A 26,331-nucleotide genomic window follows, 5' to 3' on the forward strand; every position below is an offset into this window, starting at 1 on the left:
CATACTCTATATGGCATTTCTTCCACTACTCAGCAAACCGCTTGCATCGTATATGACGAAGCAAACTATGCTATGGTCGAAAAATGCGGCACTAATGCAAAAGCGGATCTTCGAACAGTTGCTTACAGGGAGTAAAACAACATCGTTTGGAAAAGATCATTGGCTGTCTTCTGTGAAATCGTATGAATCTTTTCGTGAACAAGTTCCCATTCGTGATTACGAAGATTTCAAAACTTATATTGAACGAATAAAACTCGGCGAAGAGAATGTTCTTTGGCCCGGAAAGCCGCTGTATCTTTCAAAAACTTCAGGTACTACTTCAGGTGTAAAATATATTCCGCTTACACGTGCCTCCATTCCTAATCACATTAACTCTACAAGGAATGCATTACTAAGTTACATTCATGAAACCGGAAAAGCAAAATTCCTGAATGGTAAATTGATCTTCATTTCCGGAAGTCCTGCATTGGAAACAATCAATGGAATTCCTGTTGGCAGGCTTTCAGGAATTGTAAATCATCATGTGCCTTCTTACCTCCGCAGAAATCAACTGCCGACTTATGCCACAAATTGTATTGAAGACTGGGAAAAAAAAGTAGATGCAATTGTTGAAGAAACCGTAAGTCAGAACATGACACTCATTTCCGGAATTCCGCCTTGGGTACAAATGTATTTTGATAAACTTACTGAGCGCACAGGAAAAAGATCAAAGATATTTTTCCGGATTTCGACTTGTTCATTTATGGTGGAGTGAATTATGAACCATATCGCAACAAACTTGAACAGAGTATCGGTAAAAAAGTTGACAGTATAGAATTATATCCGGCTAGTGAAGGATTTATTGCCTATCAGGATAAGCAAAATGATCCGTCGTTATTACTAATGGTGAACTCCGGAATTTTTTACGAATTCATTCCTGCGAGTGAATACTGGAATACAAATCCGACACGCATTTCACTGAAAGATGTAGAACTTGGAGTTAACTATGCAATCATCCTGAATACGAATGCAGGGCTCTGGGGATATAGTCTTGGCGATACTGTAAAATTTGTTTCAAAAGATCCATACAAAATTCTTGTAACGGGTCGCATCAAACATTTTATTTCTGCATTTGGCGAACATGTGATTACAGAAGAAGTGGAGAAAGCATTGATGCATGCAGCACAGCAACAACATGCAGAGATCGTTGAATTTACTGTTGCGCCGCAAGTAACTCCTGAAAACGGTTTGCCATATCATGAATGGTTCATTGAGTTTGCAAAGCTTCCCGACAATATGGAAAAGTTTGCAGCAGCAGTTGATGATAGTCTGCAGCGCCAGAATATTTATTACAAAGATCTCATCTCCGGAAATATTTTACAGCCATTGAAGATAAGACATCTTCGTAAAGATGCATTTATTTCTTTCATGCGTTCACTGGGAAAACTAGGTGGACAGAATAAAGTTCCGAGGCTGTCGAATGACAGGAAGTTAGCAAATGAACTAGAAAAATTTTTATAGTGCTTTTAGAGAAAAAAGTCGCTTTTATGAGGTTTTATTTTTCTTTTTTTGATTGTACTTTTGCCTTTAATGTATCTTCAAAATATTGAAACAAAAATTTACGAAATCAGGGGTCAAAATGTTATGTTAGATTTCGACCTTGCAGAACTGTATGAAATTCAGACTAAGAATCTTAATCTCGCTGTAAAAAGAAACATAAAACGATTTCCAAATGATTTTATGTTCCAATTGACAAAAGATGAATGGAAAAGTATGAGGTTACAATTTGAAACCTCAAAAGGCAGAGGAGGAACAAGATATTTACCTTATGCATTTACTGAACAAGGTCTTGCAATGCTAAGTGGAATATTAAATACCGACAAGGCCATTAATGTTAACATTTCAATTATGAGAGTCTTTGTCTTCATCCGAAAATATGCGATAACACATAAAGACTTAACTTCAAAATTATTGGAGCTAGAGCATAAATACAATGGGCAGTTTGAAGATGTTTATGAAGCCTTAGAATATTTATTAAAACAGGATTCTCAAGTAATAAAACAGAATGAAAGAACAAGAATAGGATATAAATAATTTACAAATTTACTTATTGTGCAATTTATTAAAACAAAATTCGGTTTGTTTTACCTAAATAACCTATGATTTAGACCTGTTCACCAAATAACAAACTAGTACTCTCCATAATATCAAATCGATTAATTACATTAGCTGAAATCATACTTCATGAAGACAAAATTATTCTTCGTCTTTTTCAACTTCTTAATGTTTTTTAGTTGTTTGTGCTTTGGTCAACATCAATCTACATGGGTGAAGACATTGCACTATGAGACTATGCCATCAACAGGTCAGACTCAAGATTCATTGTGGATAGGGCCACAAAAAATTGTTCGGGCATCTGACGAGACTTATTTTGTTCTGAACAAAGATGCCCCAGGTTATAGTCAATCGATTTATCATGTTGATAGTATGGGAAACATTCTTTCCTCGATACTTGTAGGTTACAGAACATCATCGACCGAAACGACAGCATCAAATTTATACGCCACACCCGACAGCGGCTGCATTTACCTTGAGACTTTTTCTTTCTTGTGGCCACCGGATTTTAAACTGTATAAAATCTCAAAAAATGGAGTAAGAAGTCTGATTCACAACTGGGCAAATTCAATTAGTGGTCCTATTGATATAATTTCTTCTGTTGTTCCCAATCAGCATGGCGGGTTTTATTGCAATATTGATTCAAATTTTATCGACTTACCATCAACAATAATGACCCCCGGTAAGATCTGTTTCGTTTTTGCCAATGACGACTACATTGTTGAAGATTCATTGCTTTCAAGAATAGATACTGCCGGAAATATTATTTGGACAATTCCCAACAGGCCAATAATTGCTTGCTCTGAAACATCCATTTATTTTGCTGACGATTCATTAGTCAAGGTAAATGCTGTTACAGGAAATAAATTATGGACTAAAACCAAACCTCCGGGAAATTGGTACGATATTATGCACTCGACAGATGGATTAGTTTCCGTAGATAATCGAATGATATTTGTTCTTGATTCTTCCGGATCAATTGTTGATTCCAACCTTATTACTTTAACCTTATCGCGTCTCACAACAGTCGCTTCCGGAATTGATGGTTCAATATTTACAGGGGGAGGTTTTGTCAACTATAATAACTTTGATTTTTACAGAAGATATTCTTCATTTTTAATCAAAGTAAACGAAGAAGCAAATGGCACAGTAGACTCATGTAATTTTTTTCTTGCCGGTGATGCTAACAATAATTCAGATGTCTTGTATATTGAAGATGGACTATTTGCTGCAGCCGCACTTGGCCAATCGACAAATATCAATCAGGTTAATGAAAATATGTCAGGCTATCTTACTTACTCTGAACTATGGCCGGAAGAATCTGATTGTGGAATCAATTACCGATTTTCAGATGGAGTAATGGACGGGACAATTAATATAGATGATATAACATTTTTAGATCAACATAATAATCATTACGCACATGAAAACAATGATTCAACAGGGTCTCTTGTTCGAATAATTTACGATAACGCCACTGTAAATCCGGGTGATACTATTCGTGCAAGCGTAATATTGGGATCTACAAGTAATCCTACTGATAGTATTTACGGTTTTTCCATTGAGCCAATAGTCTCTTATGTTCAATATTTTGGAAGTACATTTGAAGTAGAATATAAAAACAATGTAATTGGAGATACTGCAACGAATCTGAATATCTATGTTTCAGATACCTCTTTGTCCAACTCATATTTGGGAATGATATTTTGCAGAAACGATCATCAGAATATTTCCATTGCCGGTGACACAATTTTCAGAATCAGTGCTATTATGCCTCCTTTTATGCCTGTTGGCAATTATATGTTTCCCAATCCATCGTATATGATAACCGAAGGGGGTTGCTTTGTTCCTGTTAATGTAATTTCTGACACACTGAATATTGTTCTTACCACCTCTGAAAATTTAGATAAATATAGTTCAGTAAAAATATTCCCAAACCCTGCGAATGAAGAATTCACCATTGAAACAGAAAGTCGTCCTTTTGAAAAAATAAAAATTACAGATTTGTTTGGGAAAATTGTATTGGAAAAAAGTACAACAGAACGTAAAAATATTGTTTCAACAACTTATTTAAAGAACGGCATCTATATTATTGAAACAAGAACTGGAATTACGAGTAATTTTCATAAATTAATTGTATCGCATTAGACTATAAATAAATTCATGAGACCAATCATTCTAGTTTCCCTGCTTTTTATCTCTGTTTATGTATCAGGACAACATCTAAATTTTGCCGGGCACTTGATCGAGAATAGCAGCAACACTAATAATCATTCATCCGCACAAGTAGATAATTCCGAACAGATAATTACACTTCCTCTAATTGGAAATACCAAATTCAGGACTCATTTTGGATATATCACATTGCAATCAAATGACGATGATGCAGTGAGTGTGGTACGGATATATAATTTGCAAGGGATACTGCAGAAGCAAATGTCTTTCCGGCAGACGATCAATTTCAAATTGTCGAACGACTTAACATTTGCGGCATTTCATGACACACGTTCAATTCAATTGATAGACTTTGAAAAATTATCTGTCACACAAATTGACGGATCAACTATTTTTGAATTCTCTGAAGATAATTTCTTTGCTTATTACAATGAAGAAAATCACGCTGTTCATTTTAAAGGGAAAATTTTTTCAGTAACTGAACAGGTAAACAAATTACTTTTTTTTCAGAATAAATTATTGATTACTTTGAGAAACAATCTCAGCATTGCAGAGGGAAATTCTCTTAGGAAAGTGTTTTCAGAACCATCAGAAAATATTTTTGATGTAGAAGAAATCGGAAACAAACTTTTCATTAGTACAAAAAAGGTGTTTTCGGAAAATTTTGAATTTAAGTCTTACTTCACAGTGATCTTATTTCATTCGAAAAAGATGAAACAGTAATTTACCCGCTAAAGCATTTTGCAAATAATAAAACACCTAACAACACTCGTACCTCTACTCTACCGGGAGAACAGATCCGTAATCCGATCAATTATTATCAGGATACCGTTTATCAGCCTGTAGGAAACAGCTATGACGAGATCCAGGATTATTCTATGGGTGCAAATATTTATCCTCATCCGGGAGTAGACTTGCTTGGAATATTTTTTCAGGATGTTTATTCTGTCAAGCCGGGTTTTGTAAAAGCTATTCTTACGACGAGTGCAGAATTTCATTGGAGAATAGCAATTGGAAATGAAAATATCCCTGACTCTTCAACCGGATATCTGTATGCGCACCTTGAAGAAACGAGTATTCCTTATGTTGTCGGCGATTCGGTAGCAGAAGGAGAACTGATCGGGCAACTTGTAGATTTTCCTGTCGCCGGTTTTGTGCATTGTCATTTTGCCAGGATCTACGATGAAGGTTTCATATGGAATGGCGGTTGGTGGACTTACGACAATCCTCTTTCGTATATGACAAATTTTTATGACAGTATGCCTCCGGTCTTTGAAAAGACAATTGGCAATGATGAATTTGCTTTCCGGGATTCGTCAGGAATTTATTTGTCACCCGACAGTTTGTTTGGAAAAGTAAAGATCATTTCGAAAGTATACGATCAGATCAACTCAACATGGAAAGTTGATGTGAATAAGTTGCGTTACAGTTTATCGCCATTATCGAGCCCTCAAACAATGCTGCTTGACACTTTCGCATATGAATTCAATTTCTTCAATGACAATTACAATTCCGGTCCGTATTTACAACTGCTTTTACAAACGATCTATTCATTTGACCAGACATGTTACTCCATCGGCAATTATACAGACCGCGACTTCTATCACATCATAACCAATTCCGATGGTAACGATACAATTGATGCAACAGATTCATTGTTATTTTTTGATACACGGATTTTTGCAGATGGCGACTATATTTTTCGTGTAACAGCTTTCGATCCCAGCGAAAACAGCACTTCTGATTCCATGATCATACGCATCAGAAATCTGAGCACAAATTTGAATGGCCTCAACGAAACTTCAGATGTTTCTATTTCTCCGAATCCATTTGATCGTTACGTTCAAATAAATTTTGAAAAAGAAATTACCCGAATTGAAAATTTATCCGTCAAGGATCTATCGGGAAAAGAAGTTTACTCAAAACCAACAGTACATACCCTGAACGAGAATAAAATACAAATTGGTCTTGGATCACTTGCTACGGGAGTTTATTTTATTTCGTTTAATTATGGAGATGAGGTTTTTTTCGGGGAAGTTGATTTGCAAATAAGCAGTAATCATTAAAACACTAAGAACACAAGTTCACAATAAGAGCACGGAATTAGCTGTGCACTTTTGTGTACTAAGTGTTAAACTAGTGTTCTTGTGTTGAGAAAAAATCAAAGCCATACAATTCCAATTTCCTAAAAGTGCAATATTATCTTTGCAATAAATCCGTCAATGCTACTCTCCCATTCTTAAACAAGACGCTCTTGTATTCTATCTTCAATTTATCCATCAACCGACAAAGATTAAATCCGGTAACATAAAAGTAATAGGCCATCATTTCTTCCCGTTCTTTAAAATGTTTGCCTTCAGAAAAATTCTTTTTATTGAAGGCTGAGAAATTTTTAAATAGCGGGTCAGTAATTTTCATCTTTGATTTACTATAATGATAAAATATATCTCCGCAATAATATTCAACATACCTGGCAGTTCCTTCTATTTTTTCCCAGAAATTTTCGTAAGTCGTAATATCATACTCATACTTCAATCGAAAGTAAGTCCGCCTTAAAGCTCTTTCTTCAACGAATTTTTTGTAATAATACCCTGCTGAATCAATAGAATTTGTGCGAATTGCAGCCAGCAAAAACCTGTTCTCTTCACGCAATGAATTTTTAAAGACTGAATCATTCAGATAAAAATAGGTAAGTGTATCTGCAGAAAACTTTATCGTGTCCGCAAGATAGTCGATCACTGCTTTGTTTCGAAACTGAAATGAATGGAAGTATTCATGCAATACAAGTTGAGACCATTCTTCGCTGGTTGTAAAGTCAGGAATGTTTTTCAGCATGATCTCCACACTGCTGCACATCATAACAGGATTGTAGAAAAATGGCGAATTCCGATCACTGAAACTCATTCTGTTTTCCATTACAAATGGCCTGGTATCAACATTCCGAATTTTTTTTAAATTCTTTTCCCCACATTTAAATGCAGACAACACAGAATCTTTCAAAAACTCCGGATCAGAATTAAAAACATAACTGAAAGAGTCCGTTACATATATTAATGGCGATTGATTTGTATCCCTTCCGAATTCTGGCCAGTATTCTGCCGCTACATCTTTTTTTATTTCGTTGAAAAGGGATAGGCGTTCGCAGATTACCGTAGTCTGCGCAATGCCAATTTTTATAGAGCAAAAAATATAAAATAAACAAAAAAGAAATTTTTTTTGCATAATCAATGTTTTCAATCTGATTCTTGGCAAATGTAAGAGAATATTAATATTCGCAATATCGACAATTTCAAATAAAACACAGAGAACATAGAGTTCACAATGAGACCATAGAATTGGGCTTTCGACTCTTATGCTCTCCATGTTAAACTTGTGTTCTCTATGTTAAAGAAAATCGAAGTCGGACACTTCCAAATAAAAAACCTCTTTTTATAACCATAAAAAATGTATGAAGTGCATATTCCATAAAAATCTCCGCCCGAAAATCCCTACTTTCGCATCATGAATTCTTTATCAATTTTAAAACAATACTTCGGCTTCGAGAAATTCCGGCCAATGCAGGAAGATATCGTCAATGCTGTTGCCCGGGATGGTAAAGATTGCCTGGTGCTGATGCCAACAGGTGGCGGGAAATCGCTTTGCTTTCAGGTACCTGCATTAATGTTGCCTGGAATTACAGTTGTCATTTCTCCGCTCATCGCTTTGATGAAAGACCAGGTCGATGCATTGCGATTGAATGGCGTGAAAGCAGCTTTTCTGAATTCATCGCAAGACAGTTTTACGCAGGATCAACTTACACAGGAAATAATCAGAGGTGGAATAAAATTACTTTACATCGCTCCGGAAAGATTGAATGCGGGCGGCGACTTTTTTGAATTTCTGAAACGGCTCAACATTTCGCTTTTTGCTATCGATGAAGCACATTGTATCTCACATTGGGGACACGACTTTCGGCCCGACTATCTTACGTTGTCGAAACTAAAATCTAATTTTCCCTGATGTACCTGTTATTGCTTTGACAGCAACAGCAGATGAGTTGACCCGTCGTGATATTCTTGAACGGTTACATCTGAACGATCCCGAAGTTTTTGTTTCAAGTTTCAACAGAGCAAACATTCGGTATATCATTGAAGAAAAAAATGATCACTTCAATAAACTCACTGAGTTTTTATCTGCACGAAAAGACGAAACTGGAATTATCTATTGTCTGTCGCGGGCCAACACGGAAGGTTATGCTGAGAAATTAAACGAAGCCGGTTTTAATGCACAAGCATATCACGCAGGACTCGACGCAAAAACGCGGACAGAGCGCCAGGAGAAATTCAAGAATGATGAAACAAAGATCATCGTTGCAACAACTGCTTTCGGAATGGGAATTGATAAATCGAATGTGCGTTTTGTTGTGCACACCAGTATGCCGAAAAATATTGAAGGGTACTATCAGGAAACAGGTCGTGCCGGTCGCGACGGCTTACCTTCGCAAGCATTGCTATTCTACAGCATTGGCGATCTGATGAAACTGAAAAAGTTTGCATTCAATGAAACCAGTGCTGCACAAACGAAGATCATGATGCAGAAACTGGAACGCATGGCAGACTTTTGTTCTACGTACAAATGTCGCAGAAAATATCTGCTGAATTATTTCGATGAAGCTTTCGAAGCACCTTGCGGTAATTGTGATATCTGTCTGAATACAAAAACGGAAGAAACATTCGATGCGACTGTTATTGCACAGAAAGCATTGTCGGCAATTGTCAGACTGAAAGAAAAATTCGGCGCATTGTATGTGATAAATTTTCTTAAAGGATCTGCAACAGCAAAAATTTACGACGAACATAAATATCTGCCTACCTATGGGAAAGGAGCTGAATTTTCTCTCGAGGAATGGCGGCATTATTTCAAACAACTTCAAGATTATCATTACATAGAAAAGTATGGCGAATATTCTGTTTTGAAAATTACTGCAAAAGGAAAAGATGTTTTATTTAACGAAGCAAAAGTTGCATTACATCCTTTCAAAACGAAAAAAACTGCGCGTACTGAACGCAAAGGCAAGTATGAAGAAGTTCAGGAGAATGATTACAACAAAGAACTCTTCGACGAACTTCGCAAATTGCGACTTGCGCTTGCTTCGGTTGAGAATGTACCATCGTATGTCATCTTCACAGACAAAACGCTTGTTGAATTAAGTATGTACATTCCAACAGAAATGAGTCACCTTGAACATATCTCAGGATTTGGAAGTGTGAAGATTGCAAAGTATGGCGAGCAATTCATTTCTGCCATTAATGATTTTTGCAGACGTACAAGTACACACTCCCGGATGAGTGAGATTCTTCCAGCTGTTTCCGCTCCGAAAAAATCTATTTCCAATTCCACAACATTTCTTCAAAGTCTTGAGCTCTATCAGAGTGGTATGTCCATCCAGGAAATTGCCCGAAGAAGAAATCTAAAAGAATCAACCGTCAGCGACCATCTTTTACAATTTGTTCTCACCGGCGAATTGAACGTTCTGAAATTTGTTACCAAAGAAAAACTGCAAACGATTCAAACGAAAATTGAAGAGCATGGGAATGTAAGTTTGACATTGCTCAAAGAACAACTTGGCGAAGAGTTTACTTATAATGAAATTAAGGCAACTGTTAATTATAGGAAACGGGTTAGCGAATTGAAACAAATTAATAAATGAAATAATTTCGGATTGCGGAATTCGGATTGCGGATTGTGTTACTGCTTATCGAACGATTGATCGAAAAGTATTGCAAAATCTGAAATTTAAATAATGTAGAAGGTCTTGTTAGATGCCTAATCCGAAGTCCGCATTCCGAAATCCGAAATAAAATCCACCAAAGCACTATCAAATGAACTTGAAAGATGAAATCCTCGATCGCCTCGACGAAGCAGGCTATCCGGAAAATGAATTTGCATTACACTACGACGAATTTTTTACTGACATAGAAGATCAGGAAGTTATCGGTGTAAATATTCCTTATAACAAACCAACTACTCAGGAATTTTATCAAGTTTTGCAATTGATTGCAGAATATCCGGAAGTCGATAGTATATATGTCCGAATTGCTGATGCTGATTATCCGCAGGATTGGTTTTATTCTGACGCAGTTTACATCATTGGTCAAATGTCTGTTGATCTCGTACGTAAGCTGACTGAGAATTTATATCCGGATGAAGTTGATGTCGGATGGATGTATGGTTTTCCGGCGAATCTGGAAAAGAGTCTGGAGAAGAAGAGAGTTATTAGTCTATGGTGGGACTAAGGTTAGTGTGAGTGTGGAGTGTGAAGTGTGGGCTATCTTGCTATAAACTTACTCTTAAATTCAGTTTGAGTGTGGATGCAGTTTTTTAAACACAAGTCCACTAATTTTCAGCACAAGAACACAATATTGAGCACGGGGAAGAAAAAATTTTTAGAAAGAAAGACTTGGGGAAGAGAAAGGAGAAAGGGGGGGACGGGAGGGAGAAGGAAAGAAAATGGGGAAAGTGGGAGGGAAAGTGGAAAAGAAAGAGAGAGGAGGGAGGAAAAAAAGGGAGAAAGGAAAATAAAAAAAAGAGAGAAGAAAAACTCTATGTCTTTATACAACGAAGCCTCCTGAGCACCTTTACCCCAAATCACACCCAATCCAAAAACCAAAAGAAAAGAGGGGCCGGGAAAAAAAAAAAAAGAAAAAAGGGAAGAGGCAAAACCTATATCAGGATTAACTAACAAACTGTAAACTTTTTTCAGGACGAGTCAGCGACAATCATCGAACTATATTGCCTTGTATTAACTTTTGTGTTAAAATTACCACTTACAAGAGCGCACTTCGAATCTCGAATTACGAATCTCGAATTACGATTTTTACTACCTTCGCATCCATGCCCACACGCAAAAATATCGCCATTCTAGGCTCCACAGGAAGTATTGGAACACAAGCCCTGGAAGTTATTCGCGAACAGTCGTCACATTTTAATGTGGAAGTGCTGACGAGTAATAGTAATTCTGCTTTGCTTATCCGACAAGCAGAAGAATTCAGGCCTGAAGTGGTGGTCATTGCCGATGAGAGTAAGTACGTAGAAGTTCGTGATGCTTTGCGTGAACTACCGATAAAAGTTTATGCAGGATCCGAAGCGATCTGTGATGTAGTGACTTTACCGGATGTGGATATGGTACTGACGGCTTTGGTTGGTTATGCCGGATTAAAGCCGACACTCAAAGCACTTGAAGCAAAGAAAAATATTGCGCTTGCGAATAAAGAAACATTAGTTGTAGCAGGTGAACTTGTCACTTCGCTGGCGATTGAAAACAATTGCAACATCTTTCCAATTGATTCTGAACATTCAGCAATCTTTCAGTGTCTGGTTGGTGAAGCGAATAATGCAGTAGAGAAAATTTATCTCACGGCTTCCGGCGGACCGTTTCGCGGGCGCGACAGGGAATTTCTTTCTACAGTACGGAAGGAACAAGCGTTGAAACATCCAAATTGGGATATGGGTGCGAAGATCACGATCGACTCGGCTACCCTGATGAACAAAGGATTGGAAATGATCGAAGCCCGGTGGTTATTCGGACTTAATCCGGAGCAGATTGATGTAATCGTTCATCCTCAGAGCATTATACATAGCATTGCACAATTCGAAGACGGTTCTATGAAGGCGCAAATGGGCTTGCCGGACATGAAACTGCCGATTCAGTATGCATTGGGTTATCCTAAACGTCTGAAATCGACTTTCCAACGATTCGATTTTCTGAATTATCCGTCGTTGACCTTTGAATCGCCCGATACAGAAACTTTTCGTAATCTTGCAATGGCAATGGTAGCTATGAAAAAAGGCGGAAATATGCCTTGTATCATCAATGCAGCAAATGAAATTGCAGTAGCTGCCTTCCTGAAAGACCAGATCGGTTTTCTGGAAATGAGCGACCTCATCGAAGACTGCATGAACAAGATCCCTTTCGTCAAAAAACCTTCTTATGAAGATTATGTAACGACCGACGAAGAAACACGTAGAAGAGCACTCGAATTTTTAAGTGTTCAATCCGTTTCGAAGATAAAATAACAACTCCAATTCAAAATTCATCAATCCTAAAGCCTCCCCTCGAATCTTCGCTTAAGCACTAACAACAATCCGCAATCCGAAATTCGCAATCCGAAATAATTAAACAACTCAACAACCAATTCCTATAAATGTCAGCTTTAATCATGGCCGCTCAGCTAATTCTGGGCCTTTCAATTCTCGTTACACTTCACGAATTAGGACATTATCTCGCTGCACGTGCCTTCGGTATTCGTGTAGAGAAATTCTATCTGTTCTTCGATGCGTGGGGATTTAAATTTTTCAGTTTCAGAAAAGGCGATACAGAATATGGACTTGGATGGTTACCACTTGGCGGTTATGTGAAGATCGCCGGAATGATCGACGAGAGTATGGATAGTGAAGCAATGAAAAAGCCCGCTGAACCTTGGGAATTCAGAAGCAAGCCGGCATGGCAACGATTGATCGTAATGATTGGTGGTGTGACTATGAACGTAATACTTGGTATTGCAATTTACACAATGACATTGCTGAATTTCGACAAGCAATATCTGAGTAACGATAATGTAACGGACGGAATATACGCTTACGACCTGGGACAAAAAATCGGTTTGCAGAATCACGATAAGATCGTTGCAATAGATGGAAAAAAGTTTGATCGATTCAATGACCTGGTTTCTTCACGTGTAATTTTAGGATCAACGATCACAGTTTTACGTGACGGAAAAGAAATTACGCTTCCTGTTCCTGATGGTTTTTATCGAGAAACAATAAAGGCAGGAAGGGGAAGTTTTATCTCGCCTTATCAAGCCCATTTAGAAGTTGACAGCATCATCAAAGATATGCCTGCGGAAGCTGCAGGGTTACAGATGAAAGACAAGATCGTTAGTGTAAACGGTGTGCGTACATTTTCAATGGAAGCATGTCGTCGCATCATCAGCGAGAATAAAGGCAAGCCTATTACATTACAAATAGTGCGTGGTGCAGATACATCAATGATCCAGCCTGTCGTAAATGATTCCGGTTTGATCGGCATTCGTTACCACGGTGAAATGGGAAATTATGCTCTGACAAAATACTCAGCAGGAACAGCTTTGAAATATGGAGCGAGTGATGCTAAAGAAGCAATCGTTTCTAACATCAAAGGTCTTAAACAAATTTTCACAGGAAAAGAAAAAGCAAGTGATTCGCTGCAAGGTCCGATCGGAATTGCAACGATCTATGGTGGAGTCTGGGACTGGTACCGTTTCTGGACCATCACCGGATTACTTTCAATGGTACTTGCCTTCATGAATATTTTACCAATACCTGCTCTCGATGGCGGACACGTTGTGTTCCTTGTAATCGAAGCTGTAACCCGCAGAAAATTCTCCGACAAATTTATGGAGCGTGCGCAAGTTACAGGAATGGTGATTTTACTTTCTTTGATGGTGTTTACAATTGGTAATGATATCTGGAAGCATTTGATCAACTAGTGTCAGAGCTTGCCACTTATTAGTTGCGCGTTTATTGAACGTGTAAAAATGTTTGGAGTACGTGGCAAGGGTTAGGTAAGTGAATTCTGCACAACAATTGTTGGCATCAAGCTTCGGAAATTTAACTTGATTTATGTATATTTGACAAACAGATTCTTATGGCAGACTATAGAGAAATCATAATTATAAATCCTGAAGTCAGGTTTGGTAAACCATGCATTCGGAATACACGTATTTCTGTTTATGATGTATTAAGTTGGATGGCATCAGGTATGACTGTAAAAGAAATATTAGCAGATTATCCGGAGTTATCCGAAAGTGATATACAAGCCTGTTTGGCATATGCGGCAGATAGAGAGCATAGAACCAGAGTTGCGTAAATGAAACTACTTTTTGACCAGAATATTTCCTTTAGAGTTATAAGTAAACTTGCGGATTTTTTTCAAGGTTCCGGTCAAGTTAAAAATCTTGGACTTCCAGATAATTCCGATTTGGAAATTTGGAAATTTGCTAAAGAAAATAATTTTTCAATCGTAACATTTGATTCTGATTTTTTTGATTTGGCAAATTTATACGGCCATCCACCCAAAATCATCTGGCTAAGAACAGGAAATTGCACAACACAAGAGATTGTAGATTTACTAATTTCGAAAAGTGAAGTAATTAACGACTTTATTTCGAATCCAATTTATATGGAACTGGCATGTATCGAAATCGATAAATGATTTATTAATGTATAACACTGAAATAAACACTACTCAAAATCTTCGCCAAAAAAACTTCCCAAAATTTCTTCCCCGTGCGTAAACTCTCCTTCTTCCTATTACTTCTTACAAACTCACTCTTCGGTCAAACTCCAGACTCTCTTCCTGAGCGAAAGATCTCCGTCATGGTAATTCCTTATATGCCAGCGATGCACATGTCCGATGCCGATCAGGATATCGCTGAAGAATCGCAGATGGAAATCGGACAAGTACGCGCAGAATTCCGCAAAGGCATTATCAGAAAAATGAATCAGCGTTTTGTAGAAGTGTACGATGCGCAGGTACCCAATGAAAGTTTTGTTTCGAGCAACACCGGCGATATCGATATGATCTATCATTCGCTAGCTTTCGAAAGCGACAGTACTTCACCAATGAAGAACCCGAAGAAATTCGCTGTTGTCGATACAGCCATTACCGGAAAGAAAACAAAGAAGAAAGAGATCGACAAAACATACATCAATGCTGTTCCCCGTGACCCGCAGTTGCTTCCTGATTTTGCAAAAAAATACAATGCCGACTATTTCGTCATGCTTAACGAATTCGACATTAAAACTCACTTTGATGATTGTATCGACCTGGCTTTAAAAATTTATCGTCGTGATCTGAAATTCCATTACACCATTTACAATCACCGGGGCGAAAAACTGTATGGCGATGTTGCTGTTGTACATTTTCCTTCGAATGAAAACAATGTAGACAGGATTGTTGAGGCGAATTTTGGGAAGGTGGCGGATTATGTTTTTGAGTCGTTGAAGAAGGTGAAAGAATAAATTTTTTCTTGATCAAGTAGTCAAATATTATCGCTCTCAGGGATTGGGTAGGGATTGTAAGTTGTATCCTTTTAATTTTTTTTAACACTAAGATCACTAAGTTTTTAGCACTAGTGCACAATGCTTTTTTCATAAGTGCTCTTGTGACAAATTTTAGTGATCTTAGTGTTGAAAATTTCCTGCTACTGAGCAAGCAAAAATTTCTCAATTGCTTTTACCCCATTCTCATTTGTTACTTCCATAAAATAAATTCCTGCTACAAGATCATTTACATCCATCACAAAAGTACCACTAACAAAATGGAATTCATTGACAATACTTCCTGTTAATGATACAATACGCACCGTGTTTACAGAACCTGATTTCATATCCGCTTTTAAAACAGTTGTCACCGGATTTGGATAAATTGAAGATGATATCGAATTATTTTCATCAATGGAGGTAATTGTATTCATGCTCACACCATAATCCTCCACTTCACCTGCAGCAAAAACTTCACAAGAAGTCTGCGCTGAACCATTCTTCATTGAGACCCGCATTTTTGTTTGTCCGGTCAATGCGGTGATGGGAACATTTATTATGCTTGTCTCCCAACCTATTTGTTGTGATGAATAAGAAACCACTTCTTCACCCGGATCTGCGAAACTGCCGTTTTGGTTGAAGTCGATCCAGACTTTCCAGAATTCAGTAGCGCCACTGCCGAGAATTTCTGCACTTAATGTTATGTTGTAGGTATTGCCGGAAGTCATGTTAATAATCATAGATGTGTAATCACCATAGCCGCTATCTGATACCGTGCTGTTAAGCATAGTTCCAATGTAAACAAGATCGATGAAATCATTTGTTGCATCTACTCCACTTGATGCGCAATAACCGGATCCTGTTGTATTGAATTGCTGAACGGATGAATAGCCGGTTGGACCGCTGTTGCAGATGGCTTCTACCTGGTATTCGTAAACTGTTCCCGAGTACAGTGGATAGATCTGCAGTTGCGTTTGATTAGTTGAATACGTTTGCCAGATAAGCGATGAATCAATTCTATATTGTACGTGATACAAATATGCATTCGGAATTGCATTCCATGTGATCGTCGAAGAATTACCTGTTATATTGATTGCATTGATGCCGGTAGGCACACTGCACGGATCACTTCCTGTGTGATCAAGATAGTGTACAATGAATGTGTTCACATCACCTAAAACAAACAGACTGCTGTCAAAACCTTTTGCAATTGAAACACCGCTCAGGTATTCATTGATCGTATCGATCGCATTTACCCACTCACGCGCTCCGGTTGAATCGTATTTCACTGTAACCATTTGTCTCGCACTCAAAGTAGAGCCACCTGGAAATGGTCCGCCAATGCCTGTTACAAATGTATTACCGCGATTGTCAGTTGCCAGATCATACGGAATTTCATCGTTGCCTGAATGTTCATTGTATCGATCTTGCCAGAGAATATTTCCGGAGGTGTCTACTTTCACTGTCTGCCAGTCAACGTAATTGCTGCCGCCGGTTGTTGTACTGTATGCCATGATTATCAGTTTCCCATCAGAAGTTGTCCGGAGTTTAGAAGAGATATCGTAACCGCCAAGATCATATTGTCGTGTCCATAGAAGATTTCCGGCAACATCATACTTATATAGCAATACATCTGCCACAGGTATCACTGCTTCCCATGAAAGAATGTAAGAGTTTCCAACTGTATCTATGAAAAGATCTTTTCCCTGCACACCAACATTTATAGAATCCCAAAGTGTTACTCCGCTTGTATCCATCAACCATGATGTTGAATTGGCAGATGAATAACTTGTTACTCCGGTTACTCCTACTTTATCATGATTCAGAAAAATATTACTGATGAAATGAAAATTGGTTGATGAAGGAAATGTATTGGTGCTGATGCGTACAATATTTCCTGCAGGATCAATTTTGATTATGTTCATGCCAATGGGATTATTGTCCACATTACCACCTGTAGCCAGATATAGATAACCGTCAGCATCCATCTGTCCTGTAAGCTTTGTCCAATAGGTACTGTTGTTATGCGGACTGTAATTCCCATCGATATTTTTTTTATAGATAAGATTACCATTCTGGTCGTATTTAAGAATGATCAGTGAATTGGAAATTCTTCCGCTACTGGAATGCTGATACCGGAAACCGATCACAACCGGATTTGATTGCGGATCGAGAAACACTTTACTCGGATATTCATAATTCAATGGGATCTGCGAAACGGAAGTCGCGCGCCAGATAAAATTTCCAAAGCGATCACGTTTCTCGAGTACAATGTCATTGTCTAATGTTGTTGTGTAGACATTGTTGCTTGAATCAACAACCAAGTAAGTTCCGAGATTCGCAGCAAGGTCGGGAACTTTTGTCCAGTCGATTGAGAAATCGGCTTTGGTAAATAAGGGCAGGGTCAATAGTAAGAGGAGGAGAATTTTTTTCATTTTCTGTTATTTACTTTAGATTTTTTTTATTTCCCGCGGATCTCGCAGATTTAGCGCAGACGTTTTTACTTAATAATAAAAATGTCTGTCCGTTAAGTTTCCTGCGCAATGTGTCAACATTATCAATCCTTCTATAAAAAAATATGCTCAGCAGGTAGGAATGATGTTTGAATTGGGAAGAGATGAGAGTTTTGAGGAAATACCTACATTAATTATGTAGTATTGTTTAGTCTCTATTTCACTCTTCAAATCAAAGAAAGGTGGCATATTTTTATATATTAATCCGATTAAAACAAATACTCATGAAACAAACCAAAAAGGACACTACAACTCCGGAAAATAAGGATATGATGAAAGAAAAAACCAATCAGGATTTTAATAAACAAAAACCTGATCCGAAAGATCCAAATCAGAAGGGTCAGAATAATGAGGCTGAGATGGAGAAAGCGGTGAAGGTGACTAAGGAATTGGAAGAGTAATAAATATTGCAGGGACAAGTTCACAAAGATTGCGTAATTATTATTTTTGTTTAAAGTGTGTAAGGGGTTTAAAGTGTTTCAAAGCACTTTAAACCCCTTACACTTTAAACAAAAGAATATTTATATCTTCATCCGGGTAAACTTTGTATATTTAAAATCATTGCATATTGAATACTATTTTATTACTTTTTCTTTTTGTTCTAAATCAGAAACCTGAACCGGTCCATCAAAAAATCAGTCACGAATGAATCTCATTTGAATTTACCGAGCATGATCTTAATTTAAAGTCTCACTTAACGTATAAAATTAAATCGGAAGATTGCGACAGTCTCAGGATGCTTAGCAATTTTACTTTCGAACGAATAAACCATGAAATAAAATATTTGGGGCAATGGAAATTAAAAAACTATTCTTCTAAAATAAATATTAACCCAATAGGATCATTTGTAGACAATGGCAATCCTTCCCTGAACGATCTGACAATATTCGAATTATCAGACTCTTTAATGATCTTAAAATATGACAATGATATGAATGGAAAATCCACTGTAATAAAATACAGGCGAGTTCACAGGGAGATTATTTGCCAATAGCATAATGATGCAATTACAGAGATTAATCTTTGATTAATATCGCTGAATATATTTTATTCATTGAAGTAATCTTTGCAAAATAAATACCATCAGGATATTCACTTAAATCCACTACATGATGTGAATCAATTGTATTGCTTTTAATTATAAGGTTTCCAATTGACGAATAGACGCTAATGACATCCGATTTCAAAAGATTTAATTTTTCTGTATCTATCTGAAATTTTCCATTTGACGGGTTCGGATAAAATTTCAGAGTTGAGGCAGATGAGACAGGAATGACAGAGGTATGGAAACTGCATGTACAGCTACAGGAATCATATATATTCTGAAGTGTTGCCGACCTTGTTCTTACATTCTGTATAGCATTCTCATGGCTACCGTTTCCAAATGCAAAAGGAAAAGCAAAATCGTAGCATCTTTGTTCCTGTGATTCAAAACTGAATGGCCCAAATGTCATTAAGCCACGCCTGTCACCAGGAGTATTGAGGACATCTATTTCTGTCCAGCCAAATCCCCATTCAGGAAATCCTGTGTACATATAATTAGTAACTGAATTTCCTCCTATACCATTTCCGCCAAAAGTAAGAGGTGATTCATCCAGCCATTTCCCTTTCAAATAATTATAATAATCGTTTGCAGATACAGGATTTCCCTGATTCGTATTATCATTATTATAAGTAATAAATCGGGAAGGAATATTATTCAAACTCAAACAACCTTGTGCCGGAACGATACTTCCATAAACAAGATCAAATGAAGATGCATTATAAGTATAAAAGATTTTTTTTAGAGAATCATATCCTACCAAATCATCTTGTGATCCACCCAAGTCCATATCAACGAATAATCCAAAATATGTTGAATCATAATTTAAATCAGATCTGTTATAAATTTCCAGATTCAAAAAAACACTTTCATTTAAAGCAGGATCCGGCGAATTATAGCCATACAACATAGCATGAAATTCAAGGCCTAAACTTGCTCCTCCGGTTTCAGTATGAACACTTTTAGCATCATTAAAAATAAAGTAAATTGCCTGATCTCCCCGGATCAACGGATAATCACCATTTGCCGGATCATATGTTCCGTTTAGATTTATATCGGCATATGGCGCCAATGATGCAGCTTCTCCGTTTGCAACATTTCCGTTCCCCGGCCATCTGCTCAGTTCGTTCGGTACAATATATCCTGAATTTTGATAATTCAATATATGATCGTTTATCGTTGTACGGTTAATTTTATATACTGCATCATGCAGTAGATAGGATGGGTCAGAATAATTGGTTGCAATCGGACCATAAAAAAGATCGTTTCCTGCTTGGCCGTAAACCTGTGAAGCTATATGTAATTGCCCTGTAGAATCCTTGCCGCCAATCCAAAAACTTGAGAGATAAATTGAGTTTTTAAAACTCCCTGCAGGGACTTCAAATGCTCCATCAAACAAAGTTCCATTTGAATAAACATTAGCGTTGATGTTATTAATGTTTAGTTGACCACTTGCTTGTCCAAGTACTTTTGAAGCTGTAATAACAATTAAAAAGGAAAGTAATTTTAATTTCATGATTTATAATTTTATACTTTGATGTTTAGGTTGTCAATGTATTAAATATTTCAGACTTCTTAGTACTTAACAAAACTATCTCAGGAAAATCTTCACGCCTCTCTCCGAATCAAAAACCTTCTCCCCCTTTTCTTCCTTCCACGAAACTAAATATCCCTTGAAAGTTGAATCAACTTCGAAAGACTGTCCGAGATATTTTCCTTTTAACTCATATGCCATCAGCAGAGTTTGTGCATAACCGTCTCTTTCATTGTCGGTTTTTTTTATTGAAGCAAAAGTAGAATTGGCAGGAATAATGCGACGTAGTTTTTCAATGTCGTTGTGGAACTTTATGTCCGGGCGATAGAAAATGCTCATTGTGGTTTGTGGCGAAAAGAATGCGTGGAATAGCTGGAGACTGTTGACCTTTCGGTCGCCGCACATTAAGACTTCCTTTGCAGGGCGTTTAAGTAACAATCAGAATCGGGATTAATACGATTATTTTGAATTCACTGATTCTGGTATGTGTAGGTAATGATTTTTCTACAAAATAAAATGTCAATGGAATGAATAACAATGTGCAAATCCAGATGTACCTTTCGTGTACAAGGATAAGACTATATCCAAAATACATTGAACAAATTACAAGTAATGAAATCTTGATCCACAATGGAATTACTTCGTGTGATTTTTTTCTGATCAGATAAATGATGAAGAAGAAAATAAAAACCCATCCAAGTTGATTTCTGAAATCGTGGAAGTAAATGCTTTGTAAATTTCTGTTGATGATGCTGAGATAATATTTAAAGTCTCCTATTGGATCAAGTGGAGTAAGTTGAATCTGCGAAGCGGGTTCTTCCCATGCTGACAAAGCATAATCATTTGCCGGTGGCAATAATCCATTTCCTATTACAGGAAGTTGCACTTGCTTTCCAACGGTTGGTGCAACTTCGTATGTGAAATTGAATTTCGCTGATTCGGAAATCGTGAACTTTCCGTACTTCACTGACAACAATAAGATCCACAATAATGATATTGTTCCGAATGGCAACAGAATTTTCTTCAATGTAATTTTTGGAATGCGTTCACTTTTCATCCAGATCGAAAAGCAGAATAGAAAAATAAAAAGCGGTAAGCCAAAAGATTTTGTCAGAAATAATAATGCACCAATTTTCCCAATCTTGCTGCCGTCAGATTGTTTATCGAGCCAACGGATCAATTCGATGATAAGAGCAAACAGAAATCCGACAAACAAAAGATCAGGTGTGAGATTGAGAAGGGAATAGCTTACCATAAACGGAATGATAGCAAAACCTAAATAACGCTTCCACTTTATATCAATATCGACAAACGTCAAAAAGGTCAGCCATTTTCCGATAACAAAAATACCGATGGCCATCTGTAGAAATTTGAATGCGACAATTCCATCGTCAAAAAAATCATGAATGGTAGCAGGAACCATGAAATCAGTGGACTCCAGTAACCATTTACTGCAAGCGAAAACCGGCCATCGAGAATGTGCTGCACAACATTTATATATTGCAAACTATCCGGATTATCGACATACCATTTCACAAAAGGCATAACTGCCATGCAAGCGAGGAGGTAAAGAGCGATTATGAGGAGGGAGTCTTTTTTCACCAGGATTTTGACCGGGATTTAATGGATTTTGGGATTTTCAGGATTGTTTATAAATCCAGTAAGCTTTTAATTGGTCTGACTCTAATTTAGGGCCAATATCAAGATAATCCCTGAAATTCAGATTATTAATACAATAAATCATTCAATGCTGAAAGAAATCAAAAAAATCCCGGCAATCGGGGAAATTCATTAGATTTTGGTCAAAATCCTTTCCTAAATCCTTGTTTAGGCCTATTCTAAAATCAACACATATTATGCTCTTTTGGTTACCTTTGCATTCTCAAAAAATACAAATCCTATATGAAATCTGAAACAGTAGCTATAAAAGATTACGGCATTGCTGAAGTATTAAAAACACTGGGAATCCAGGATGTAAACCGCGGTGCTTGTACCGGAACAGTTTGGCTGGATACGCAAGGTGAAGAGATAGAATCTTATTCTTCTTCTGATGGTGCATTGATCGGTAAGATCAGACAAGCAACTACTAATGATTATGAAGCAGTAATTGTTAAAGCACAGGAAGCTTATAAAGTATGGCGGATGATGCCGGCACCTAAACGTGGTGAGATCGTTCGTCAGATGGGTGACCAGTTACGTAAATATAAAGAGCCACTTGGTAAACTTGTTTCGTATGAAATGGGAAAAATTTATCAGGAAGGGTTAGGAGAAGTTCAGGAAATGATCGACATCTGTGATTTTGCAGTGGGACTTTCCCGTCAGCTTTACGGTTTGACAATGCATAGCGAACGTCCGCGTCATCGTATGTACGAACAATATCATCCTATCGGAATTGTAGGAGTAATTTCCGCTTTTAATTTCCCTGTTGCTGTGTGGGCATGGAACTCAATGCTGGCAATGGTTTGCGGTGATACAGTAGTATGGAAACCAAGTTCGAAAGTAATGTTGTGTGCAATTGCTGTTCACAATATTCTTGCTGATGTTCTTAAAAAGAACGATGTTCCTGAAGGTGTGATCAACTTAGTTGCAGGTGGTTCAAAATATATCGGAGATAATTTCCTAGCTGATCATCGTGTTCCTCTTATTTCTGCAACAGGATCAACTCGTGTCGGTAAACGTGTAGGAACAATCGTTGCTGAACGTTTCGGTCGTGCGCTTCTTGAATTAGGTGGAAACAATGCAATCATCATCACTGAAAATGCTGATCTTGAAATGGCATTGCGTGCTGTAGTATTCGGTTCGGTTGGTACTGCAGGACAACGTTGTACATCGACACGTCGTTTGATCATTCATGAATCGGTTTACGAAACTTTCAAAGCAAAACTTTTAAATTCATATAAACACATTCGCATTGGTCATCCTTTGGATCCAAAAACGCTTGTTGGTCCGCTTATCGATAAAGGTGCAGTGAAAGATTTTTCAAATGCAATTGAGCGTGTAAAAAGTGAAGGCGGAAATATTATTTACGGTGGCGAAGTAATGCATGGTGAAGGTTACGAAAGTGGATGTTATGTGCGTCCGTGTATCGCAGAAGCTCCGGGAAATTTACCTATCGTATGTGATGAAACATTTGCCCCACTTCTTTACATGATGAAATACAAAACTCTTGATGAAGCAATTGAATTGCACAACGGTGTTCCGCAAGGATTATCTTCTGCGATCTTCTCACGCAACATGCTTGAGACAGAAAAGTTCCTTTCACACGAAGGAAGTGATTGCGGAATTGCAAATGTAAACATCGGAACCAGCGGCGCTGAGATCGGTGGTGCATTCGGTGGTGAAAAAGAAACCGGGGTGGTCGTGAATCAGGAAGTGATGCATGGAAAGTATATATGCGTCGTCAGACAAATACTATCAACTATTCAACGGAGTTGCCGTTGGCGCAGGGGATTGTGTTTGATACTGGTGAGGAGATTGTTGGGTGATTGGAAAGCTCCATGCTTTTATTTTTTTAAACACGGAGGGCATGGAGAAATAAGACACAGAGAACATGGAGTTCAATCAATAAAAAGGACCGGAGGCATTGATTGCTTTCGGTCCTTTTTATTTATAGTACATCAATTAGATTTCACAAAGCGTGTCTGGAAAATTCCTGATTTTGAAATTATTTTAACTATATATACACCTTCGACAAGAGACTGACTATTCAATTGCGCTTCAGATGGGTTTATTTTTATAGGAATATCACAGCGACTTCCCAATAAATTATAAACATACAACTTGTCGATTAAATTCCTTCCGCAAGAGATAGATACTTCATTCTTTGATGGATTTGGATAAACAACTGGAATATATTTATCTCTCATCAATTGATTATCTGCTGAAAGTATCGCCTCAATTGTTACAGAACAGATATTAGTTTCTATGGGCTGATTGAAATCAAAATAAATATTTGCTTTATTATTTATTTCCGAACCGACTCCGGTATTAGCTTTTCTGTTAATACTAAATTTATAAAATCCGTGACTTGCAAGTTCATTGGAAAAACTATCTGCAAGATTAATATTTGGATAATTAAATCTTAATATGTTTCCGGGAAGCAACTGCGTAACAACATCATGACTTGATGTTATAAATTGAAAAGTGTTTGGGTCAAGATCGCTGTCAAGAGTATCGATGATATAAATATTATCCGCAAAGACATTTCCTGTATTTTGAAAATAAATGGTATATGTAAAAAGATGGACAGAAGTATCAGCTTTTTCAGGTGAAACGATCTTCTCATTTGGATCGTAAGATGATCTCACCAGAAAATATTGGGCTTTAAAATTATTGGATAGGTTAGATTCTACACCCGAAGAAATATTCAACGTTGTTGAAATTGTATCTCCGTTTTGTGCTGCACTATCGGTAGACAGCATTATATTAAAAGCAACATTAGGATCAATCAATGAGAAATCAGAAACTACCCAAATAACAGAATCCGAATTCTGATAGTCAGGAATTAATGCACCAGTAGATGGTCCTGCATAATGAACAGGTCCATTAAATGTAGCGGTTACTCTCCCTGAATCAGAAAAACAATTTCCTGAAAAGTTCTGACTGATCTCACCTGCATTCATATATAACTCTACAAAATGATTCGGACGAAACTGAGTTGATGGCGTAATGGAATTTGAAACATAGTCTGCATACACATTACAAGCGACTGAAAAGTCTACTGAATCAACTGTGAGTTTATAGGAGTTAAAATAACACTGTCAATTCCGTTAAAAGGACAAGCATAAAGAAATGGAAGCGGAGCAGCATCAATTCGCAACTTATAATTCCGGGTTCAGCACGAAACGAATAATTTCCTGAGCCATTAGGCAAAAACGTTTGCAAAGTTATTCCCGCAGAATCAAGAACGACCGGAATTTGACTTAAACCATTCTCCAAAGGGTCAGCAATGCAATTCAAATTATCATCCTGATAAATTTTTCCGGAAATATTCCAATTGACAGGACAAAGAGAAGAAGGTTCACACAATGGAAAAGTATCAAGGTCTACATCAGCTTGATTATATTGAATGTAATTTGGAAGACAATGTATATGTGTTCCACCTATCCTGATCCAATCGACACTATTTAGAGGAGGTAGACATGAAATTGGATTATCATCTATCCACAGCCAATCAAGATTTAATGGAAGAACCGGTAATTCAGTAATGTTATTACCATAACATTCAAGATCAGTCACAGATTCTGGAATCGGTTGCAAAACAGAAATATTATTGTATGCAATAGCAATTTTTTCTATTCTTTCAGGAAAAGGAGGGGTTGAATCCAGGTTATTAAATGAGATATTTAGCGATCTCAAATATTTCGGGAAAGAGTCTATTTGGGAGATATTATTCTCCATTAATCCAAGCAGTTCAATACTATCTGGTAATTCCGGAAAACTTGTAAGTAAATTGAAACTACTAGACAAGTTTCTAATCGAAGCGGGTAAAGGAGGCAACGAACTAATTCCATTATTATCTATATCTAGCAATTCTAACTGGGGTGGGAATAATGATATGGATGAAATTTGATTGAAACCAGCATAGATTTGTTTTAGGTTTGGTGCATATGGAAAACTGGTAAGGCTGTCACTACCACAATGCAAATATTCAAGACTAGATGGTAAATTTCCAAGACTATGTAAGGAAGGATTTTGGAAAGTATGTAAGTTGACTAACCTTGGCGGAAGCTGTGGAAGTGAAATTAGATTATTATTATTACACGTCAGTGTAATGAGGCCATTTGGTAAGGTAGGTAAACTTGTAATGCTACTATCGTAAGCAACCTGTAGATAAGACAAACTATCAGGTAAAGCAGGAACAAAACTTAACGGGCAATGAGTTATTGTCAAACTTTTTAAACCAGTAAAAT

Annotated in this window: 21 protein-coding genes and 2 pseudogenes; 15 read left to right on the forward strand and 8 right to left on the reverse strand. The window is 37.3% G+C overall.

From position 1 onward, the window contains the following. Positions 1–10 precede the first annotated feature (10 nt). The 5 genes and pseudogenes from IPL24_14945 (at position 11) to IPL24_14965 (ending at position 6,335) form a co-directional block, all read left to right on the forward strand. Positions 11–1,500, forward strand: a pseudogene (locus IPL24_14945) (GH3 auxin-responsive promoter family protein). Positions 1,501–1,569: 69 nt separating this feature from the next. After that, complete coding sequence (locus tag IPL24_14950; protein ID MBK8364906.1) at positions 1,570–2,073, forward strand: ORF6N domain-containing protein; 504 nt, start codon at positions 1,570–1,572, stop codon at positions 2,071–2,073. A gap of 150 nt (positions 2,074–2,223) precedes the next feature. Beyond that, positions 2,224–4,242 carry a T9SS type A sorting domain-containing protein gene (locus tag IPL24_14955; protein MBK8364907.1) on the forward strand — a complete coding sequence of 673 codons (2,019 nt, stop codon included), beginning with the start codon at positions 2,224–2,226 and terminating at the stop codon, positions 4,240–4,242. A gap of 15 nt (positions 4,243–4,257) precedes the next feature. Beyond that, positions 4,258–4,992: a hypothetical protein gene (locus tag IPL24_14960; GenBank protein ID MBK8364908.1), complete on the forward strand. Its 735-nt coding sequence runs from the start codon at positions 4,258–4,260 to the stop codon at positions 4,990–4,992. A gap of 155 nt (positions 4,993–5,147) precedes the next feature. Next, complete coding sequence (locus IPL24_14965) at positions 5,148–6,335, forward strand: T9SS type A sorting domain-containing protein (protein ID MBK8364909.1); 1,188 nt, start codon at positions 5,148–5,150, stop codon at positions 6,333–6,335. A gap of 133 nt (positions 6,336–6,468) precedes the next feature. Here IPL24_14965 and IPL24_14970 read toward each other — a convergent pair whose 3' ends face one another. Beyond that, positions 6,469–7,491: a hypothetical protein gene (locus IPL24_14970; GenBank protein ID MBK8364910.1), complete on the reverse strand. Its 1,023-nt coding sequence runs from the start codon at positions 7,489–7,491 to the stop codon at positions 6,469–6,471. Positions 7,492–7,770: 279 nt separating this feature from the next. Between IPL24_14970 and recQ the strand changes: the two are divergent. The 8 genes and pseudogenes from recQ (at position 7,771) to IPL24_15010 (ending at position 15,309) form a co-directional block, all read left to right on the forward strand. Continuing rightward, a pseudogene (gene recQ, locus IPL24_14975) lies at positions 7,771–9,958 on the forward strand (DNA helicase RecQ). 172 nt (positions 9,959–10,130) lie between these two features. Continuing rightward, positions 10,131–10,544 (forward strand): hypothetical protein, encoded by a 414-nt coding sequence (locus IPL24_14980; GenBank protein MBK8364911.1) that lies wholly within the window; start codon positions 10,131–10,133, stop codon positions 10,542–10,544. Positions 10,545–10,708: 164 nt separating this feature from the next. Beyond that, positions 10,709–10,990: a hypothetical protein gene (locus tag IPL24_14985; GenBank protein ID MBK8364912.1), complete on the forward strand. Its 282-nt coding sequence runs from the start codon at positions 10,709–10,711 to the stop codon at positions 10,988–10,990. A gap of 152 nt (positions 10,991–11,142) precedes the next feature. Then, positions 11,143–12,324, forward strand: coding sequence for a 1-deoxy-D-xylulose-5-phosphate reductoisomerase (locus IPL24_14990; GenBank protein ID MBK8364913.1), 1,182 nt, complete (start codon positions 11,143–11,145; stop codon positions 12,322–12,324). A 128-nt stretch (positions 12,325–12,452) separates the two neighbouring features. Beyond that, complete coding sequence (rseP, locus tag IPL24_14995) at positions 12,453–13,775, forward strand: RIP metalloprotease RseP (GenBank protein MBK8364914.1); 1,323 nt, start codon at positions 12,453–12,455, stop codon at positions 13,773–13,775. Positions 13,776–13,933: 158 nt separating this feature from the next. Next, positions 13,934–14,155, forward strand: coding sequence for a DUF433 domain-containing protein (locus IPL24_15000; protein ID MBK8364915.1), 222 nt, complete (start codon positions 13,934–13,936; stop codon positions 14,153–14,155). Further along, entirely contained in the window at positions 14,156–14,500 is a 345-nt protein-coding gene (locus tag IPL24_15005) for a DUF5615 family PIN-like protein (GenBank protein MBK8364916.1), read from the forward strand. Between the two features lie 74 nt (positions 14,501–14,574). Beyond that, positions 14,575–15,309, forward strand: coding sequence for a hypothetical protein (locus IPL24_15010; protein MBK8364917.1), 735 nt, complete (start codon positions 14,575–14,577; stop codon positions 15,307–15,309). 182 nt (positions 15,310–15,491) lie between these two features. Here the strand turns inward: IPL24_15010 and IPL24_15015 are convergent, their stop codons facing one another. Continuing rightward, complete coding sequence (locus IPL24_15015; protein ID MBK8364918.1) at positions 15,492–17,765, reverse strand: T9SS type A sorting domain-containing protein; 2,274 nt, start codon at positions 17,763–17,765, stop codon at positions 15,492–15,494. A 302-nt stretch (positions 17,766–18,067) separates the two neighbouring features. Here IPL24_15015 and IPL24_15020 point away from each other — a divergent pair, with 302 nt between their 5' ends. Then, positions 18,068–18,244 (forward strand): hypothetical protein, encoded by a 177-nt coding sequence (locus IPL24_15020; protein MBK8364919.1) that lies wholly within the window; start codon positions 18,068–18,070, stop codon positions 18,242–18,244. A gap of 615 nt (positions 18,245–18,859) precedes the next feature. On the opposite strand, the gene IPL24_15025 is transcribed toward IPL24_15020, so the two are convergent. From IPL24_15025 to IPL24_15040, 4 genes are all read right to left on the reverse strand, one after another. Further along, entirely contained in the window at positions 18,860–20,401 is a 1,542-nt protein-coding gene (locus IPL24_15025) for a T9SS type A sorting domain-containing protein (GenBank protein ID MBK8364920.1), read from the reverse strand. Between the two features lie 75 nt (positions 20,402–20,476). After that, entirely contained in the window at positions 20,477–20,758 is a 282-nt protein-coding gene (locus IPL24_15030; GenBank protein ID MBK8364921.1) for a hypothetical protein, read from the reverse strand. A gap of 88 nt (positions 20,759–20,846) precedes the next feature. After that, positions 20,847–21,779 (reverse strand): hypothetical protein, encoded by a 933-nt coding sequence (locus tag IPL24_15035; GenBank protein ID MBK8364922.1) that lies wholly within the window; start codon positions 21,777–21,779, stop codon positions 20,847–20,849. Beyond that, positions 21,743–22,021, reverse strand: coding sequence for a hypothetical protein (locus IPL24_15040; protein ID MBK8364923.1), 279 nt, complete (start codon positions 22,019–22,021; stop codon positions 21,743–21,745). Before IPL24_15040 ends, IPL24_15035 begins: the two co-directional genes overlap by 37 nt. Positions 22,022–22,321: 300 nt before the next feature. On the opposite strand from IPL24_15040, the gene IPL24_15045 reads away from it, so the two are divergent. Next, a complete protein-coding gene (locus IPL24_15045) occupies positions 22,322–24,121 on the forward strand; it encodes an aldehyde dehydrogenase family protein (protein MBK8364924.1) in 1,800 nt (599 codons plus the stop codon). On the opposite strand, the gene IPL24_15050 is transcribed toward IPL24_15045, so the two are convergent. Both IPL24_15050 and IPL24_15055 read right to left on the reverse strand, forming a co-directional pair. Then, positions 24,037–25,116, reverse strand: a complete 1,080-nt coding sequence (locus IPL24_15050; GenBank protein ID MBK8364925.1) for a T9SS type A sorting domain-containing protein — start codon at positions 25,114–25,116, stop codon at positions 24,037–24,039. The two genes, IPL24_15045 and IPL24_15050, sit on opposite strands and share 85 nt — an antisense overlap. A gap of 49 nt (positions 25,117–25,165) precedes the next feature. Further along, the gene (locus tag IPL24_15055) at positions 25,166–26,311 is read right to left on the reverse strand and encodes a hypothetical protein (GenBank protein MBK8364926.1); all 1,146 of its coding nucleotides are present in this window, start codon (positions 26,309–26,311) and stop codon (positions 25,166–25,168) included. Positions 26,312–26,331: the final 20 nt, after the last annotated feature.

This window comes from Bacteroidota bacterium, assembly GCA_016711505.1.
Classification (GTDB): Bacteria; Bacteroidota; Bacteroidia; order AKYH767-A; family 2013-40CM-41-45; genus JADKIH01.